General features: G+C 61.7%; 11 protein-coding genes. 8 read left to right on the forward strand and 3 right to left on the reverse strand.

Annotated elements, in window-relative coordinates; genetic code table 11:
* Nucleotides 1-28 precede the first annotated feature (28 nt).
* Nucleotides 29-3,169, reverse strand: coding sequence for an efflux RND transporter permease subunit (locus C5J24_RS10585; protein ID WP_105417758.1), 3,141 nt, complete (start codon nt 3,167-3,169; stop codon nt 29-31).
* Nucleotide 3,170: 1 nt separating this feature from the next.
* Complete coding sequence (locus C5J24_RS10590) at nt 3,171-4,310, reverse strand: efflux RND transporter periplasmic adaptor subunit (RefSeq protein WP_245446610.1); 1,140 nt, start codon at nt 4,308-4,310, stop codon at nt 3,171-3,173.
* A gap of 202 nt (nt 4,311-4,512) precedes the next feature.
* Between C5J24_RS10590 and C5J24_RS10595 the strand changes: the two genes are divergently transcribed.
* From C5J24_RS10595 to C5J24_RS10610, 4 genes are all read left to right on the forward strand, one after another.
* A complete protein-coding gene (locus tag C5J24_RS10595; RefSeq protein ID WP_105402719.1) occupies nt 4,513-5,184 on the forward strand; it encodes a response regulator transcription factor in 672 nt (223 codons plus the stop codon).
* Nucleotides 5,184-6,515 (forward strand): HAMP domain-containing sensor histidine kinase, encoded by a 1,332-nt coding sequence (locus C5J24_RS10600; protein WP_105417762.1) that lies wholly within the window; start codon nt 5,184-5,186, stop codon nt 6,513-6,515. Before C5J24_RS10595 ends, C5J24_RS10600 begins: the two co-directional genes overlap by 1 nt.
* A 100-nt stretch (nt 6,516-6,615) precedes the next feature.
* Nucleotides 6,616-7,503, forward strand: a complete 888-nt coding sequence (locus C5J24_RS10605; protein ID WP_371674092.1) for a DUF3313 domain-containing protein — start codon at nt 6,616-6,618, stop codon at nt 7,501-7,503.
* A 405-nt stretch (nt 7,504-7,908) separates the two neighbouring features.
* Nucleotides 7,909-8,754, forward strand: coding sequence for a MipA/OmpV family protein (locus tag C5J24_RS10610; protein WP_105402800.1), 846 nt, complete (start codon nt 7,909-7,911; stop codon nt 8,752-8,754).
* A 98-nt stretch (nt 8,755-8,852) separates the two neighbouring features.
* Here the strand turns inward: C5J24_RS10610 and C5J24_RS10615 are convergent, their stop codons facing one another.
* Entirely contained in the window at nt 8,853-9,668 is an 816-nt protein-coding gene (locus C5J24_RS10615) for an ATP-binding cassette domain-containing protein (RefSeq protein ID WP_105417764.1), read from the reverse strand.
* Between the two features lie 242 nt (nt 9,669-9,910).
* On the opposite strand from C5J24_RS10615, the gene C5J24_RS10620 reads away from it, so the two are divergent.
* The 4 genes from C5J24_RS10620 (at nt 9,911) to fhuB (ending at nt 16,043) form a co-directional block, all read left to right on the forward strand.
* Nucleotides 9,911-10,795 carry a helix-turn-helix domain-containing protein gene (locus C5J24_RS10620; RefSeq protein ID WP_105402716.1) on the forward strand — a complete coding sequence of 295 codons (885 nt, stop codon included), beginning with the start codon at nt 9,911-9,913 and terminating at the stop codon, nt 10,793-10,795.
* Between the two features lie 161 nt (nt 10,796-10,956).
* Nucleotides 10,957-13,110, forward strand: coding sequence for a TonB-dependent siderophore receptor (locus C5J24_RS10625; protein WP_172723915.1), 2,154 nt, complete (start codon nt 10,957-10,959; stop codon nt 13,108-13,110).
* 64 nt (nt 13,111-13,174) lie between these two features.
* Nucleotides 13,175-14,059 (forward strand): ABC transporter substrate-binding protein, encoded by an 885-nt coding sequence (locus tag C5J24_RS10630; RefSeq protein WP_105402715.1) that lies wholly within the window; start codon nt 13,175-13,177, stop codon nt 14,057-14,059.
* Nucleotides 14,043-16,043: a Fe(3+)-hydroxamate ABC transporter permease FhuB gene (gene fhuB / locus C5J24_RS10635; protein WP_105402714.1), complete on the forward strand. Its 2,001-nt coding sequence runs from the start codon at nt 14,043-14,045 to the stop codon at nt 16,041-16,043. The genes C5J24_RS10630 and fhuB overlap by 17 nt, the downstream gene beginning before the upstream one ends.
* The last annotated feature ends 25 nt before the right edge of the window (nt 16,044-16,068 follow it).

A 16,068-nucleotide genomic window follows, 5' to 3' on the forward strand; every position in this document is an offset into this window, starting at 1 on the left:
CCGAAGAGGCGGAGAACGGTTTTGCGGGTCATGGCTGTGCCGATTTCGGCGAGTGAAGTTCGTTTTCGCTGGCCGCATGCGTCCGCACCCTCCCCGCAATCCAAAGCGTCAGACTGTCGATGTAGGAGAGGATGACGGGCACCACGATCAAGGTCAGAAGGGTCGAACTGACAAGGCCGCCGATGACGGCATGGGCCATCGGCGCCCGTTGTGCGCCGCCGCCACCGGCTGCCAGCGCGAGCGGGATCATCCCGGCGATCATCGCGAGCGATGTCATGATGATCGGGCGGAACCGTACGGCGCCTGCATTGACGAGCGCCTCGCTGAGGGTCGAACCCTGCCGGCGCTCGCGGTTGGCGAAGTCGACCAGCAGGATGCCGTTCTTGGTCACGAGCCCCATCAGCATGATGAAGCCGATCATCGAGAACATGTTGATGGTACTTCCCGCGACCATGAGGCCGAGGAGCACGCCGACCAGCGACAGGGGAAGTGCAGCCATGATAGCGATCGGCTGTGTGAAGCTTCCAAACTGCGACGCCAACACGACATAGATGAAGATCACCGCCATGGTCAGCGCCTTGAACATCCCGCCTGTCGCGTCCTGGATGTCCTCGGAATCGCCGCCGAATTTTATCCGGTAGCCAGTCGGCAAATCTTGCTTGGCTACCATGGCCACCAGTTCGGCTGTGACATCCCCCACGGCTCGGCCGGATATGTCCGCCGAAATCAGGATCTCCCTGGACATGTCGAGACGACGGATCTCGGAAGCCGCCGGGACGACTGCGATGTCCGCGACCTGATCCAGCTGGACCATGCGCGGGCTGCCGCTTGCGTCATCGCCCGGGACTTTGATCATCAACTCGCCGAGGGCGGCAGCATTGGTGCGCTGGTCGCGGGGAAGGCGGGCGACAACGTCGTAGGTTTCTCCGCGCCTATCGGTCCAGGTGGAAACGTCTTCGCCGCCGATCAGCGGCGAGAGCATTCCGGCCAGTTCGGCGATACCGATGCCCAGATCGCTCGCCTGCTCGCGCTTGAGCCGGACGGACAGGATGGAATTTTCCTCGCCAGCGCTCGAATTGATGTCCACCATGCCGGGCATCCCGCGCATGCCGGTGGTCAGATCCGCCGCGATCTTTTCCAGTACCCGCTGATCGTCACCCAGGACGCTCAGTTGGATCGGACTGGCGCCTCCGCCCAGGCCCTCCTGGACGATGGCGATCTTGATCCCCGGTATGACGGAGAGACGTTCCCGGACGGGACCCGCGATGGCGGCGGGCGCCCGTTTGCGCTGCTCCAGCGGCACGAGGCTGACGAGAATGGCGGCTTTGTGTTTGCCCATGGCGCTGCCGGTATTGATCATCGAGTAGATCGAAGCAACCTCCGGAAACTCATGCAGCGCCTTCTCGACCTGCCCAACCTTGGTGCGCGTGTAATCCAACGAAGAGCCTGCCGGCGTCGTCACGTTGATCTGGAATCGACCTTCGTCCGCATTGGGAACGAATTCGACACCCATCAGCGGAACCATCAAAATGCTGCCGACGACGATGCCGCCAGTCAGCCCGACCGTGACCAAACGATGCCGCAGCGTCCAGCGGATGATCCCTCGATAGCGCTCGGCGAGCCTTTCGAACCCGGCATCGAAGCGCGAAATCAGCCGTCCGACCGGTCCGCGCCTTGCGCCGGGCTCAGCATCGGGATCATGCCAGACACTGGAAAGCATCGGGTCGAGGGTGAAGGCGACAAACAGCGAGATCAGCACGGCGGCGGAAACTGTAACGCCGAATTCGTAGAAGAAACGGCCGACCATGCCTTCCATGAATGCGACGGGCAGGAAGACCGCGACAATCGTGGCGGTCGTCGCCGTCACGGCGAGCCCGATTTCGTTGGTGCCATCGAGAGCCGCCTTCAAATGCGACTTGCCCATGTGCAGGTGGCGCATGATGTTCTCGCGCACCACGATCGCGTCATCGACAAGAATGCCGATCGAGAGCGTCAACGCCAGCAGGCTGAGCATATTGAGCGTGAAGCCGAGAAAGTCGATGACAGCGAGCGTGCCAATCATGGCGATCGGAAGCGTCAGCCCGGTGATCACCGTGCTTCGCCATGAGTTGAGGAACAGGAAAACGATAGCGACCGCCAATGCCGCTCCCTCGATCAGTGTCGATTGCACCTGCCCGAGCGACTCCCGAATGGGGGTCGAGGCATCCGTGATGATCTGAAGCCGAACGTTTTGGGCGCTCAGTTCGGCCTTCAGCTGATCGAGCCGCTTTCGCACATCGCTCACCACCTGCACGGTATTGGCATCCCGGACCTTGACAATGGCGAGCGCTAGCGCTGTTTCGCCGTTATAGATCGCCAGGCTTTCCGGATCCGCCGCGCCATCCTTAACGGTGGCAACATCCCGGAGATAGACAGCCCCGTCGCCGCGGCGGGCAACGATCATATCCAGAAAGTCCTTCGGCTCCGCAATCCGTCCCTGCACCTGAATGGTACGGTCCGTAATACCGCCGATTACGTTTCCGGCGGACCTGTTCCGGTTGGTGGTCCGGAGGGCCTCGATGACCTCGTCGATGCCGATGCCCAACGCGCGCATTCGCGTCTCGTCGATGCTGATGTCGACCTGCCGTTTCTGACCGCCGATCAGCGTCGCCTGCCCCACCCCGGCTATCGTCGTCAGTTGGCGCAACACGCGCTGGTCGGCGATGGCGGTGAGTTCCGGCATTTCGAGGGAGGGCGAACTGATCGCCACCGACAGTATCGGTTCGTCCGATGGATTGAACCGCGCCACGACAGGCTTGTCGATTTCTTCGGGAAGGTCTGCTTCGAGGGCTGCTATCTTGTCGCGGACGTCCTGTGCTGCCGTCGTGCTCTCCACCTCCAGCTTGAACTGGGCGATGACGACCGACCGTCCTTCGTAGGAGGTCGACGTGATCTCATCGAGGCCGCTGATCGTATTGAGCGCCTCCTCGATGGGCCTGGTCACCCCCGTCTCGACGGTTTCGGGCGTCGCACCCGGGTAGGTCGTCGTGACCACGACAACCGGGACGTCGACATTCGGAAACTGGTCGACGCCGAGGCGCTCGTAGGAAAACGCGCCAAGCACAAGCAGCACCACCATCATCATGGTGGCGAAGACGGGATGAGCGATCGAAATGCGGGTGAGAAACATGTCAGCCCGCCTTCGAGATCGTGACGGTGACGTCCGGTCGCAACTCGGGCAGCGGTGCCGTCACGATCGTGTCGCCGTAAGCCAGGCCTTCGGAAATCTCCAGGCTGTCACTCCCGCCCCATCCCGATCCGACAGTCACGGGCTGGCGGACGAGACGGCCTTTTTTCAGCTTGAGGACATAGTCTCCCGTCTCGTCCTTACGCAGCGAGATCGCCGGTATGATGATCGCGTCTTCGTTTTGCCGGACCAGGATTGAGCCTGTCGCGAACGATCCGCCCCTCAGATGGGCGCCACTGTTGGAGAGCCGGATATAGACCGGGATGAAGCGCGTGCCGCGGTCGGCGACCGGACTGATACGATCCAGGCGTCCGATGACCGTTTGCCCGTCAAGCCCGTCGATGTGCAGTTCTGCCCGTTGGGCGATGGCAATACGGTGAACGTCGCGCGTGGAGATCAGGACTTTTGCTTCCAGAACGCTCGTATCGACGATTGTGAAAAGTTCTGCGCCGGCGCCGACGCGGGAGCCCTGATTGATCGCCCGGTTTGAGATCACCCCATCGAACGGCGCCAGAACTTCGGCGTCCCGCAAAGCGGTGCGTGCGATATCCGCCTGGGCTGAAAGGCTTTTCAGTCTGGCGGTCGCGGCGGCCACCTCGCTTCGTGCTTTGTCGAGCTGCTCCTGGCTCGCGATGTTCTTATCCGCGAGTTGTTCGATCCTGTTGAGCGACTGCATGGCGAGCAGCATCTCCGCTGCCGCGACATCGCGATCCCCTTCACGCTGCTTGAGGATCGATTGGAGATCGTCCGTCTCGAAACGTGCCAGCACGTCCCCTGCCTTGACGCCCTGTCCCGCAACGGCGCGAACCTCGATGATCCTGCCTCCATCCTTGGCGTGCAGGACGGCGCGATTGATCGGCTCGAGGTCCCCGCTGACGCGCAGCCGTTCCGCCATCGACATGGGCCTGATGTCAGCGATCTCCGAAGGGGCCAGTTCCAGCGGTCTATCGAGCTGGTTCGCCGCGACCGCCGCGACGACCTCTTTCACCCGCTCATTCGCATCGACCGTTCCGCGTGCGGGATCGATAAACACGACAGCGAGGTAGACGCCTCCCAGAAGCATCCCCGCCTTGGTCAATCTCATCGTCCATTTCAAAGCCATAGCGACATTCCTTGGATGTAAAGCACGGCCACCTGCGGGCGGCGCCTCGCGTTTTCGCGACTGGATGGCTCCGGTTGCTAGGCTTCTACAATTGCAGCAGCATTACCTGATGGTTCCTTTGTCCCCCGTAATGCTGCCGCAATCTTCGCGGCGGAGAAGGACCGGACAGGAGAGCCAAGGGACGATGAGACTTCTATTGATAGAGGACGAGAAAGAGCTGGCCGACGCTCTTTCAGGGGCGCTGAGCAAACGCGGCATCGTCACTGATCACACCACGCATCTTGCGGACGCTTTCGAATTGACGCGCCAGAATAGCTACGACGCGATTCTCCTGGATCGGCGTCTGCCTGATGGCGAAGGGCTGACCTTCATTCCGATGCTGAGGCGGACGGGCACCGACACACCGATCATTGTGCTGACGGCGCGCAACGAGCCGTTGGAGCGGGTCGAAGGGTTGGATCTCGGGGCGGACGATTATCTCGGCAAGCCGTTTCTTGTCGACGAGCTGATGGCCCGGTTGCGGGCGGTTCTGCGACGGCCGCCAAGTCTGACGGAACTTCAGATCTCGGTGGGCCGAATGGTGATCGATCCGCTGCATTTGAGCGTGACCGTCGAATCGATCCCGCTCGATCTGCCGAGGCGCGAACTTCTCGTCCTGGTGGCGTTGGCCAAGCGGAAAGACAAAACCGTCCTTCGATCGACCCTTGAGGCTGCGGTCTACAATTATGAAGAAGAAATTCAGTCGAACGCGCTCGATGCGCATATTTCAAGATTGCGCAAACGACTGCTGGATGCCGGCGCCGGTATCACGATCCACAATATCCGCGGTGTCGGATATCTCCTGAAGGAGGAATGATGCACGACAAGGCTACCCGTTCGCTTTGGTGGAAGCTGAGTTGGCAACTCAGCCTGGTCATCGTCGCAGTTATTGCTGCGGTGATCCTCGGGCTTTGTATATGGGCTGCTACGATCATGTCGCCTAACATTGCCATGGAGGAGAAGATCGGTTCTGCGATAGCCGCGGCCGCGACACGCGACAGCCAAGGACGTTTGGAGCTACGAGAAACGCCGAGGCTAAGGGCGCTCAAGGAGCAGAACAACTCTCTTTGGTATGTGGTCGCCACGATAGATGGTGCGTCGGTGTCCTATGGCACCATCCCTCCAGCTTATGCTGAACTCGCCCATCTGGTCCATCTGTTCGACGACGCGGACATACGGGGATCCTCTGCGACAAAGGAGGCCGCGACGATTGACAATGCCGAGGCGGCCGTCGGCGAGATTCGGATTCTGTTTGGCGGCGTGGCTGACAAAGGTTCGCCGGTCTTCGCCCTTCTAACAAGGGCCTACCCGATCTATGTCTCCCTGCTTGCGGTCGCCTTGCCTGCGATCTTCCTCGCCGTCCCGCGAATCGTCGGCCGCGCGCTTGCGAGGGTGAGCGATGTCGCCGACAAAGCATCGCAGATCCAACCCCGCCAGCATGGAACACGGCTGCCGGTGGCAGGTATTCCCAAAGAAGTTGCTCCGTTGGTGATCGCATTCAACGGTACGCTCGAGCGGCTTGAGAACGAATTGAAGAAACGCCAGCGCTTCCTGATCGACGCGGCGCATGAGCTCCGAACACCGATCGCCATCATGCAAACGCGGATCGATGGGACGTCCGAGGGCCAGGAACGCAGGCGATTGTTGAACGACGTTGCGCGTTTGGCCGAGACCGCCGAACAGCTCCTCGACTTTGAGCGCAACGACCAGGCGAGCGAGCTCCATGAAGCGGTCGATCTCGTGGAGATTGCACGGACGGTGGTTGCCGACCTCGCGCCCCAGGCGATCGCTGCGGGCTACCAGATTTCCTTCCAGCGCGAGGTGGAAAGCGTTGAGCGGCGCGGCAGCCCTTCCGCTCTGCCAAGAGCGATCAGCAATCTGGTCCGCAATGCGATCGACCACGGCGGCAACAGGGGAATGATCACCATCTCGGTCTCGGCCGGCGGGCGGATCACCGTGGCCGACGAAGGGGCAGGCATACCCGCCGAACATCAGGAACTGGTTTTCGAACCCTTCTACCGCGTCACCCCAAAAAGCAGAGGCGCAGGCCTTGGTTTGAGCCTGGTGAAACAGATCGTCGCAAACCATCAGGGGCGGGTCAGCCTTCAAAGCGGCACAATCGGAACCCAGGTTGCAATCGAACTCTGACAGACGACACCATGTTCGCCCATCCCAATCCTCTGTAATGCTGCGGCAATCCTTCCCCCGCACTGTCAACCTGGTACACCCATGACGGAGGCCCGACGGCGTGCGCAGCAATCCATCAATTGAACCATTTCTCCGATTTGCAGGATCTCCATCCACGTTAGCTTTCAGATCTCTATGTTTCGCCCTGCCTCTAACCCTGGCGGTGGCGGGATGCACCTCGGTGCCGCTGAAGGAGGCAGGCACCCTGACTTCCTACAGCAATCTTGGCGCGCCGAAGGGAACGCTGGCCAAGAAACGCCTCTATGTCGATGGGCGACATCTGGCCACGGTCAAGACGGTCAGCATCGTGCCGACAACCTTCTCTTTCAGTGCCGCATCCCGCATCAAAACGGAAGCCGACCGCTCGCTGGTGTCGAACGTTCTGGACCGGGCGCTCTGCGTCGCGCTTAGCGACAAGTACCAGATGGTGCCGGCCGGCCAACCGGCGGATCTGACAATACGGTCCGTCGTCACCGATATCGTACCGACGAACAGGGCCGCGGCTGGGGTCGCGACCGCCGTCACCGTCGGCACCGGCTTTGTCCTGCCCGTCAGCATGCCGCGATTGCCTTTCGGCCTCGGGGGATTGGCCGTCGAAGCGGAGGCTGTCGACGGCGACGGCATTCAGAGCGCGGCGATGGTGTGGGCCCGCGGCGCAAATTCGATCCAGGACAAGCCCCGCGTTTCCGAAGTCGGGGACGCCTATGGCCTCGCCTCCAGGTTCGCGTCCGACTTTTCGCGCGTGCTCATTTCCGGCAAGGAGCCGAAAGGATTGAACATCGCCCTTCCTTCAGGGCAGCGGATGCGATCCTGGCTCGGCGGAAAACCCAAATACCCGGCGTGCGACGCCTTCGGGCGGGCGCCTGGATTGGTGGGAGCCGTGGCGGCCAAGTATGGCGCGCCGCCGGACTGGACCGACAAGAAGCCGAAAGCGGCCATTACGCACTGACATATCATCCGAGTGGCCCGGCATGCGCGTCAGCGTAGCCGTTGCACTTTTTACGGAGGAACGGCGGTCGGACCCTCCAGCGACCGGCCCGCTCCGTAAGGCGGCATGGACGGACGGAGCACGGGCCGGCACCCCCAAAGCCTTGCTCCGTTCGTCCGCTGCTCGCCGGCATTGGCAGCAGGATTTGCCGCTATCGCTTCGCCCTGCCGCACCGACAGTGCCGGCTGGTTTTCATCTCGACCTTGTAATGCTGCGGCAATTCTTCAACCGCAACTTCTCCCCGAAACCATACCCCGGTTTCTTTAGCTTTTATAATCAGGAGTTAATTTGGTGAGCCAGCACGATCAACATCATCCGGAAGACCGGCACCGCAATACGGTCTTAAGCGGAGTTGGGGCTTTCGACATCATTCAGCGACGGTGGACGATAAAAATCTCGATCGCGGCGTTGGCCGCAGCCTCGGCACTCTTGCCGGTCACGGCACTCGCGGCTGACCTTGAAGCAACCGACGCGGCGATTGCCCCTCCCCAGCAGTTCGATACCGCGCGCTACGGCGGCATTCGCGGCAAACTGCATGACTGGAAGGTAACGATCGGCGTCGGGGCGGTTTACCTGCCCGAATACGAAGGATCCGACGAATTCGAGGTGCAGCCGTTTCCGCTCGTCTCCGCCCAGTTTGGGGAGCGCGTGCATCTCGATACCAGTGGCCTCACCGTCGATCTTTTCGAAACAAACGGCTTCAGGATCGGCGTGACCGGTGGTGTCGAGATGGGCCGCAAGGAGGACGACTCGGACTACCTGCGTGGTCTGGGCGACATCGACATGGGCGGCGTCATCGGAGGGATCGTCAGCTATGAGGTCGGCCCATTCGGCGTCTACGCCAAGTTGGACAAGACCATAGGCGGCAGCGAGGGACTGACCGGCACTTTCGGCGCGAAGGTTTCCCATCGCTACGAACGGTTCATCTTCTCCGCCGATGTGTCCGGCACATGGGCCGACGACAAGCACATGGAGTCGTATTTCGGGGTGACTTCGATCCAGTCAGCTCGGTCCGGCCTGGGGGCATACGAAGCGAAGGCGGGGATCAAGCGCGTCGATCTCAAGGGTTCCATCACCTATATGATGACCGAGAACTGGAGCGTCACAGGCGCCGGCGGGGCCGGCTTCCTGCTCGGGGATGCCAAGGACAGCCCGATCGTCAAGGACGACGTTCAACCCTTCGCAATGCTGGGAGTAGGATACAGGTTCTAGAAAACGAGTGAGATCCTGCGGCAGCCATGACGGCTGCCGCTATTCCGTAGTGGGGTTACCGCCTAACGAAACCCCACTGGCTGACTGTATACTTGAAATTACTGGGCCAGCGCCACCAGCCGGCCGCTTGAGGGCTGGCATAGGATATCCATCCGGACGTCGTAGATGCGAACCAGTTCCTCGGTCGTCATGACCTCTTGCGGGGTGCCATGGGCAATCAGCCGGCCGGAATGCAGCGCGACGATCTCATCGCAGAAGCGGGCGGCCATGTTGACGTCGTGCAGCACGGTGATGATGGTGATGCCCTTTTCGCGGCAAAGGTCGTGCGTCAAGGACAGGACTTCCAACTGATGGCCGATATCGAGCGCGGAGATGGGTTCGTCGAGCAGAAGGCAGGCGGCATCCTGTGCCACCAGCATGGCAAGCCAGGCCCGCTGGCGTTCGCCGCCCGACAGGCTGTCCACCATGCGTTCTGCAAAAGAGCCGATACCGGTGAGCTCGATAGCCTCCTCCACCTTCTGCTTGTCGGTGGCGCTGAACCGGCCGAGCGCGCCGTGCCATGGATACCGGCCGAGCGCCACCAGTTCCTTGACCAGCATGCCGGGCGCTGCTGGCGTCCGCTGCGGCAGATAGGCGAGCCGGCGGGCGAATTCGCGCGCACTCCAGGCTTCAAGCGGCTTGCCCTCGAACTGGATAGTGCCCGCGCTCAGCGCCTGCTGCCGGCCGATCAATTTCAACATCGTCGATTTGCCGGAGCCATTGTGACCGATCAGAGCGATCGACCTGCCTGCCCGAAGATCGAGCGTCAGCGGATGTAAGAGGACGCGGCCTTCGATCGCAAAGCTCGCCTCCTTTAATGACAGGAGAGGGAGATTTGCCTTGGCGATCTCACGCTCGTTTGGGTTCAGTGGCATGGGTACCATCCGTACATCGTCTTTCAAACCGGAAAACTAGACTCATGTTTCTTCGAATCGGACGCTCCGGTCAACCGACCTCCTTTGCCGTGCCGTTGGTCGCGTTGCCGGCCGCCCGGTGTGTGTGTATTTGCCCCTGTGTTCCGCAGATCGGGATGGTGCAGCATCCGCAACGCCCGCGGGATTGATACGCTGCATTAAAGTTGATAAAAATATGCAAGTTTATTTATTCGGGTAGCTGCATGATCTTTCAACCGCGGATGCAGAACAGGATCGAGGGTTTTTCGGTCATCGGGGGGCTGAGGCGCCGTTACTGGAACGGCATCACCGCCGACCTCTGGGAGGTGGAATGCGCCGCCTATGCGGGCGGTCACTACGTGGCGCGGGACCCGCGACTGTTCATCCTGCTCGACCAGCGCGGCCGCGGGCGCCCTGTCGTAAAGCTCTCCCCGAAATCCCGCGGCGCGCCACAGGACAGCAATCAGAGCCCGATCTCCTACATTCCCGCCGACATGGACCTTTGGCTGGACATTGCCGACGTTCAATATGTGCGCCACCTCGATATCCATTTCGACGCGGACATCCTCGGCCGCCGGTTGATGGAAGACATCAACCCCAAAAAGCTCAAGGATCCCCAATTGTTGTTCTCCGACCAGCGCGTCATGGCGCTGGCCGGACTGATCGCCGCCGAGATTTCCAACCCGGAGCCGCTGCATGATCTCTATGGGGACGGGCTCGCCCTGGCGCTGGTCATCGATGTCCTGAAGATGGCAAAGGTACCGCCCCGGCGGCGAGGAACGCTGGCCGTAGCGCAGCTGCGGCGCGCCACGGATTTCATCACTGAAAACTGCATGCGCAATATCCGCCTGCAGGAACTCGCTGACCTGACGGGACTGTCGCCATCGCATTTCAGCCATTCGTTCAAGGCATCGACTGGAATGGCCCCCCACGACTGGCAGATGAATGCCCGGCTGGAACGCGCAAAAGCCTTGCTGGCGTCGGACGCCTGTGCCTTGACCGAAGTTGCCGCCGAAACCGGTTTCTCGGACCAGGCGCATTTTACCAAGGTCTTCCGCAAACATGTGGGGATCACCCCGGCCCGCTGGCGCAAGGCCAGGCAGTCGTGATGCACTTCGCAAATATTTGCTCACTCCTTCAGAAATTGCCCAAAAACGTCCAATTGTCGCCGATCGAACCAAGCCCAAACTTTAAATATGAGTTAACTGCTCACCTTATTGTAGCGCCGCTTCCGGAGAGCGGCGAAAAGTTCGTGTGAGTGGGGCATGGAATGAACAAGAGAAAAACAACCTTGGGGGCAAGGCTCGGCCTGGGTGCAGGTGTGGCGTTTGTCGCCCTTTGCAGCGCGTGGGCGGCTCATGCCCAGGACGCCGATACGACCTTGGCGCCGATCGTCATTCGCGGTGAGGGCGAAGGCGACGGAACCGGCCCGGTCAAGGGTTATGTCGCGAGGCAGTCGACGACCGGGTCCAAGACCGATACGCCGCTCAAGGAAATCCCGCAGTCCGTGTCGGTCATCGGCCGGGAAGAGATGAACGACCGCGGCGCCGTCAGCAAGATCGACCAGGTGCTCCTCTATACGCCGGGCGTGTTCGGCCAGCCCTACGGCTCGGACCCCGACACCGACTGGATCTATGTTCGCGGTTTCAATGCGTCGCAGACGGGCGTTTTCTTCGACAGCCTCGCGCTCACCAGTCATGCCTATGGCGGCTTCCACATCGATCCGTTCATGCTGGAACGCGTCGAGGTCCTCAAGGGCCCGGCCTCCGTCCTGCTCGGTGGGGCCAATGCCGGCGGCGTCGTCAACCTGATCCGCAAACGCCCGACCGACGAGCCCTACTACTACACCGAGACCGGCATCAACACGAATGGCAACGCCTTCTTCGGTTTCGATATTTCCGACAAGATCACCCCGGACGGCACCTTCAGCTATCGCCTGACCGGCAAGATCGCCGGTGGCGACAACTATACCGACTACAGCGAGGACCTGCGCGGTTTCATCATGCCGCAGTTCACCTTCTCGCCGGATGCAGGCACCAGCCTGACGGTCTGGACCTATTTAAGCGGCCTCGACCAAGTCCACACGACCAACGGTCTGCTGCCTTACGGCGGCACAGTCGTCAACGCCGGCTACGGCAAGATACCGCGCGACATGTTCCTCGGCGAACCGGATTTCGATAACGGCACGGTCGTCCAGAAAATGGTCGGCTACGAATTCGAACACGAATTCGAAGGCGGTTGGAAATTCACTCAGAACCTGCGTTACAGCCATTTGTTCAAGCATGAGAAATATGTCTATCCATTCGACTTCGACCCGACGGATGGCGTGGTAGACCGGTACGGCGAAGACATTACGTCGACCGCCAATGCCTTCAATGTCGACAACCGGATCGAAAACGAGTTCGATTTCGGGAGCGCCTCGCATAAGATCATGGCTGGCTTGGACTACCGCTACTATCGGCTGCATACAGACCAGTTCGCAACCCCCTTCCCGTCCTTCCCGGATCCGTTCGATCCCAACAATCCGGTCTATGGCTCGCCGATCACTCTCGCCCGCAACCTCAACCAGGTCTACACGATCAACCAAGTCGGCGTTTACGCGCAGGACCAGATCAAGTTCGGCGATGGCTGGATCGCAACTTTCAACGGCCGCTACGACTATGTCCACAACGAGATCGATGACCTCATGCCGGGAGGAACGGAGAACTATTCCAGCAACGACCGTGCCTGGAGCGGCCGCGCGGGCCTGGCATACGAGTTCGACAACGGCCTGACGCCCTATGTCAGCGCCGCTACGTTCTTCAGCCCGATCGTCGGCCTGACGGGCCGCGCGGCGCCGAAACCCGAGGAAGGCCACCAGTTCGAGGCAGGCTTGAAGTACGAGCCTACCTGGCTCGACGGCAGCCTGACGGCCTCCGTTTTCGACATCACGAAAAAGAACTACACGATCACAGCCGGCGGGATAACCAGCCAGCTTGGCGAAGTCCGCTCCCGGGGCGTCGAAGTAGAAGGCAAGTTCAATCTGGACGAGAACTGGAAGGTCATCGCGGCGGCGTCGTATACGGATATCGAGATCACCAAGGACGATCCCACGCTCGTCGGCAATACACCAAACGTCGTGCCTGACGTTCTGAGTTCTCTCTGGCTCGACTACACCGTCACGGAAGGACCTTTGGAAGGACTCAGCTTCGGCGCCGGCGCCCGCTATCGCGGCAAATCCTGGGCGGACAATGCGAACACCCTGCGCGTTCCGGATGCGACGGTCTTCGACGCGGCGATCCGCTACGAGAAGAACGATTGGAAGGCGTCCCTCAACGTCACCAACCTGCTCGACAAGGACTATGTCGCAGGCTGCAACACGGAGTATTTCTGCGGCTACGGCGAGGCCCGCACCGTCAACTTGAAGATCAGCAAGGTCTGGTAGTTTGACGATCTGAAACAAGTCTTTCAGGAAGGCCCGGCTGTGGCCTTCCTGTGCCTTTGGAGACATGCCGAGAGTGCCGCAATTTACCCGCAGAACCATGCTTTCAGCCGCAGCCGCCTTGGCGGCGGCGCGCACTCTGCGGGCGCAGGAAACAGGGCCGCGGGTTGCAACGCTCGACTGGGCGCTTCTCGAAACGCTGCTTGCGATCGGCGCCAATGTCGTGGCGGCGACCGAGCTTCGGCAGTTCCGCCAGGTTGCGATCAAGCCCGATGTCCCGGACAGCGTTGCCGATCTCGGCCTGCGCGGCACGCCGAATTTCGAGGTGCTGCGCTTTGCCCGCCCGGACCTTATCCTCAACTCGAATTTCTATGCCTGGGCCGATCCGCTGATGCGCCGTATCGCGCCGGTCGAAAACCATTCTATCTACAAACCCGGCGAAAGCCCGTACCTCCTTGCAGAACAGGCCGTGCTGTCGATCGGCGAGCGGCTGCAGCTGCCCGCGGCCAATAGGATGGTCGAGGAGCTCGCTGCCCGGCTCGATCGCTACAAGAACCTCCTTGCCGGAGGTGACGGCCGCCCTGTCCTGCCGATCAACCTCGGCGATGCGCGCCATTACCGCGTCTTCGGTTCCGACAGCATGTTCGGCGAGGTCTTGAAACGCGTCGGGCTGGCCAATGCCTGGACGGGCGCCACCAGTTATTCGGCCATGGCGCCGATGGGCATCGAGACGCTGGCCTCCATGCCCGAGGCATGGATCGTCCTCATTCCTCCGCATCCGGAGGATGCCTTTGCGACACTGACCGAAAGCGCTTTCTGGAAGGCCCTGCCTGCGGTGCGGGAAAATCGCGTGCTGACGGTCGGATCGATCAATCCCTATGGGGCACTGCCGGCCGCACGTCGTTTTGCCGATTTCCTGGCGGAAGGATTTTCCCATGCCCGCAACGGCTAGTCTCCCGATGCCCATGCGCGAAGGCCTTCCCCACGTTCTTCCTGCAGCCGTGCTCGGCATCGCCTGCGTTGTCTCCTTCGCTCTGCTTCTGGCGTTTCGCCCGCACGTTCCCGGGGCGACGACGACCGCGGCTGCGCTCGATGCGATCCTGCTGTGGAACAGCCTTCTGCCTCGTGCCGCGATTGCGCTGATCGCCGGGGCAGCGCTCGGTCTTTCCGGTGCGCTGCTGCAACGGGTATTGCGCAACCCGATCGCCGATGCCTCAACTCTCGGCATCGCCTCGGGGGCACAACTGGCGCTGACGCTCGGCCTTAGTTTTCTGCCGCTTCTGACCGGCATTTCCCGCGAACTGCTCGCCTTTGCCGGCGGCTTTACCGCGGTGGCGATCGTGCTGGCGCTGAGCTGGCGGCGCAGGCTCGATCCGGTCACGGTGGCGCTCTCCGGCATGATCGTCAGCCTGATCGCGGCCTCGCTCAGCGTGATGCTGATCCTGGCGCGCGGCGAATATGCCATGTCGATCCATATCTGGGGTGCGGGCGCGCTCAACCAGCAGGACTGGAGTGGTGTCACTTCGCTGGCGCCGCGGTCGGCGGCGGGCATCCTCGCCGCAGCACTGCTGCTGCGGCCGCTGAATGTCCTAGCGCTCGACGATTCCAGTGCCAAAAGCCTCGGCGTCGCGCTGCATGGTGTCCGGTTTTCGATCCTCGTTCTCGCCGTCTGGCTGTCCGCCTCCGTCACGGCAACAGTCGGCATCATCGGCTTCCTGGGGCTCGCAGCACCCGCCATGGCCAGGTTCTGCGGCGCGCGAACCACCGGACAGGTGATGATGGCCGCGCCTCTCACGGGAGCCGCGGTGCTTTTCCTGTCCGATTGCCTGACCCAATTGCTGGGACCGGGTTTTTCCGATCTGGTACCGGCGGGTGCCGCAACCGCACTGCTCGGCGGGCCGTTGCTTCTCCTGCTGCTGCCCCGCGTCCACGGATTTTCTGCCATGACCGCAACGGCCGACGCTGCCTATCGACAGCTTCGAAATCCTGCTGGCGCACTGTCGCTCCTTGCCTTGGCGCTTTCCATCATCTTCGTCCTCGTACTTGCGCTAGGCCCGACCGATCACGGCTGGAGCGTTGCAATCGGCCCGCTCTTTTCCGAGCTTCTGCCGTTTCGTCTGCCGCGTATCCTGGCAGCCGGCGGTGCCGGCGCCATGCTCGGTGCGGCCGGCTTCATCATGCAGCGCGTGACCGGCAATCCGATCGCCAGTCCCGAGGTGCTCGGTGTTTCGAGCGGCGGCGGTGCCGGGCTGACGGTTGCTCTCTTCCTGTTCAGCATCCCATCGCCTGCCATCATGCTTCTCAGCATGGCGCTCGGCTCGCTCGCCGTCTTCCTGGTGATGATCGCGATCGCCGGCCGCTCCGGTTTTTCGGCCGAACGACTGCTGCTCGCCGGCATCGCCATCAGCGCTTTCTGCATGGCGATCGTCAGCATGGTGCTCGCCCAGGGCGACATGCGCAGCTATACCCTGCTCTCCTGGATGGCCGGATCCACCAATCGAGCCGGTATCTTCGAAGCCTGGACGGCGATGATCGCGCTCGTGGTGTTGACGGCGCCGCTCTTCTTCATGATCCGCTGGCTCGCCATCCTGCCGCTCGGGACTAGCCTTTCCCGCAGCGTCGGCCTTCGCGTCCTGCCGTCACGCCTCGTGCTCGCGATCCTTGCGGCATTGATGACGGCGATCTCGTCCTTCCTCGTTGGGCCCTTGAGCCTGACAGGACTGATCGCCCCGCATCTCGCGCGGCTCATCGGCTTCCAGAACCTGCGATGCCAGCTTGCAGCGGCAATCGTCATCGGCGCAGGCGTACTGATGATGGCCGACTGGCTGTCGCGGGTCGTCATCTATCCCTATCAGGTCCCGGTCGGCCTCTTCGCGGCGCTGATCGGCGGACCTTATCTTCTCTGGCTGCTTGGGTTAAAGCAACGCTCCCCGTAATGGCCGAACGCTCCACGCCGTCCGG

It is taken from the genome of Neorhizobium sp. T25_27, from assembly GCF_002968565.1.
GTDB lineage: Bacteria > Pseudomonadota > Alphaproteobacteria > Rhizobiales > Rhizobiaceae > Neorhizobium > Neorhizobium tomejilense.

Excerpts from the sequence above, each read along its gene's own strand:
- C5J24_RS10625 (WP_172723915.1), top strand. The coding sequence starts at position 10,957 with ATGAACAAGAGAAAAACAACCTTGGGGGCAAGGCTCGGCCTGGGTGCA.
- C5J24_RS10585 (WP_105417758.1), bottom strand. The coding sequence starts at position 3,169 with ATGTTTCTCACCCGCATTTCGATCGCTCATCCCGTCTTCGCCACCATG.
- fhuB (WP_105402714.1), top strand. The coding sequence starts at position 14,043 with ATGCCCGCAACGGCTAGTCTCCCGATGCCCATGCGCGAAGGCCTTCCC.
- C5J24_RS10590 (WP_245446610.1), bottom strand. The coding sequence starts at position 4,310 with ATGAGATTGACCAAGGCGGGGATGCTTCTGGGAGGCGTCTACCTCGCT.
- C5J24_RS10600 (WP_105417762.1), top strand. The coding sequence starts at position 5,184 with ATGCACGACAAGGCTACCCGTTCGCTTTGGTGGAAGCTGAGTTGGCAA.
- C5J24_RS10595 (WP_105402719.1), top strand. The coding sequence starts at position 4,513 with ATGAGACTTCTATTGATAGAGGACGAGAAAGAGCTGGCCGACGCTCTT.
- C5J24_RS10620 (WP_105402716.1), top strand. The coding sequence starts at position 9,911 with ATGATCTTTCAACCGCGGATGCAGAACAGGATCGAGGGTTTTTCGGTC.
- C5J24_RS10615 (WP_105417764.1), bottom strand. The coding sequence starts at position 9,668 with ATGCCACTGAACCCAAACGAGCGTGAGATCGCCAAGGCAAATCTCCCT.
- C5J24_RS10630 (WP_105402715.1), top strand. The coding sequence starts at position 13,175 with ATGCCGAGAGTGCCGCAATTTACCCGCAGAACCATGCTTTCAGCCGCA.